Here is a 1,892-nt window from a genome sequence, read left to right on the forward strand (position 1 = left end):
CGAAATAACTCCAGTCGGGATGCAGAGTGTAGAGATAGTAATACGCTTCATCAAATCCAGGATGAAACAAAATTGAAATAACTAATCTCACTAAGAAGCCAGCCAGGAGAATAATGATGGCGGCTCGATGATAGTAAGCCGGAACACCGTCATAAAGTCGGATCGTCATGAATACCTAGCATAATTGACAAGTTAAGAGTCGATCGTAGCGGCAGTGTTGGCACTTGGCATAGACAAAGTACCGAAAATCTCATCATACCTAGAGTGCATAGATGAAAATCTTACCGTGTTTGGGCAGGTTTTGCTGGGCAGGATTGGAGAGCGAAAAGATCGACACCCATAAAAAAAGTGAGCTTCCCCCAAATCGATCGACTATTGCTGGGTACTCTAACTAATATTAATGGTCGATCTCGATCGCGGAATCTAAATTCTCATGCTCAATCGTGCGACTAAATGGCTGGAAACTAATTGGGCAACTCCCGCCTTTGGTGGCGGGTTGTTGGCAATCCTGACAATTTGCTTTTTTGGGGCGGCAACTAATACGATGGCTGGCTGGCTGTACGTCATCAGTGGCGTAGGAGTGGCATTGCTCGGCGTGGGTGCCGTTTTGCCCGCTCGATCGATTCGCGCTCTGAGTGTCAGTCGCGAACCAATTTTACCAGTTACGGCTGGTGCCGAACTAGAGATCGCACTGACGATTAGTAATCCCACCAGCCGAGTCCAAACCTTATTTCAAGTCCGCGATCTCAATCCCTGGAATCGATCGCATCCGCCCCAAACCACCGTAGCGCAAGTTTTACCCCAAACCGAACATCGCTGGGTCTATCGTCAGCCTACAGAGCAGCGCGGGGTGTATCAGTGGTCGCCAGTCGCCCTCCGCAGTGGCGCACCAATTGGCTTATTTTGGTCGGAGCGATCGCGTCAGGTACCCGCGATTGCCTATGTCTATCCCCAAGCGCTCGACTTAGATAAATGTCCCCTCATCGACGGTGCAGGGAGTCAAGAACGCCAAACCGAGCGTGCCAATCGCCAGCTCGATGCGGCTACCGAGGGGATTACCAGATCGCTGCGTCCGTATCGGTACGGCGATCCGATGCGATCGATCCACTGGCGGACTAGCGCCCGTCACGGCGAATTTCAAGTGCGCGAATTGGAAATCGATCGCGGCGGACGAGAAGTAGTCATCGTCCTCGATAGTGGTGCTAATTGGGATGCCGCCGACTTCGAGCAAGCGGTGATTGCCGCCTGTACCCTGTATTTTTATGCCCACCAGCGGCTCGATGTCCGACTGTGGACGGCAGGAACGGGACTAATTTCTGGCGAGCGTCAGGTACTCGAAACCCTCGCCGCCGTCCAGAGAGCCGAACCACTCTCCGCCGAACTACCCACCATCCCGAGCATTTACCTCACCAGCCAACCCCAGCAACTCACGACGCTATTGCCTGGAAGTCGCTGGATCTTATGGACTGACGAGCGATTTAGCTATCCATCCGGCTTGTCCGGAATCGCGATCGATCGCGATCGCTCCTTACAACAACAGCTCGGTACCAGCGATGCCAGCCAGTCAGCCGCACCCTACACTACCCCCGTACCGCTGAAAATTCAAACCCACGACTTGAATTAACACCACGCAGTGGTTTGCTTAGTGCAACACATGCTCCTCCACTCTTCGCGCGTTGGCTCCGCTGCTCTTCCGGAGAATCGATCCGCAATTATCAATTCTCAATTCTCAATTCTCAATTAATTCACCACCCACTGCTTTAAATCATGCGCCAACCTTCAGGGAGTAAAATTCAACTTACCAGTACAGCCGATCGATTGCAACTGACGATTCCGGCTCGATTTCGACCCGATCGCATTGCCAATCATCAACTCGGACTGGCTGGGGGTGT

Annotated in this window: 1 protein-coding gene; it reads left to right on the forward strand. The window is 52.4% G+C overall.

Annotated features, from left to right (window positions below):
* The first annotated feature begins 433 nt into the window (after positions 1-433).
* Positions 434-1,624, forward strand: a complete 1,191-nt coding sequence (locus RMO35_RS01535) for a DUF58 domain-containing protein (protein WP_309738071.1) — start codon at positions 434-436, stop codon at positions 1,622-1,624.
* The last annotated feature ends 268 nt before the right edge of the window (positions 1,625-1,892 follow it).

Source organism: Chamaesiphon sp. OTE_20_metabat_361 (assembly GCF_031364565.1).